At 50.6% G+C, this 318-nt stretch carries 1 pseudogene; it reads right to left on the bottom strand.

What is annotated here, in order from left to right:
- Positions 1-318, bottom strand: a pseudogene (locus J0A66_RS22490) (bifunctional indole-3-glycerol-phosphate synthase TrpC/phosphoribosylanthranilate isomerase TrpF); the annotation flags it as partial.

A 318-nucleotide genomic window follows, 5' to 3' on the forward strand; every position in this document is an offset into this window, starting at 1 on the left:
GCTGGTTAAGCCGCAGACTTTAACTTTGCCAAACAACAGTTGCTGTACGGCCGTCGTTAAGTCTTGTTGCGCCATTATTGAACTGCCAACCAGAAAACCGTCGGCCAGTGGCGCTAAACGCAATACATCCTGGTGGGTATAAATACCCGACTCGGAGATGATCAGTGCATCTTCGGGAAGCAATGGAGTCAGAGTTTCCGTGGTGGCCAGATCCGTACTTAAGTCACGCAGGTTACGGTTATTGATACCGATGATCTTAGCGCCAAGGCGCCCTGCGCGAATCGCTTCTTCTTCATTGGACACTTCGGTCAGTACATC

The organism is Bowmanella dokdonensis (assembly GCF_017254865.1).
In the GTDB taxonomy this organism is placed as follows: domain Bacteria; phylum Pseudomonadota; class Gammaproteobacteria; order Enterobacterales; family Alteromonadaceae; genus Bowmanella; species Bowmanella dokdonensis.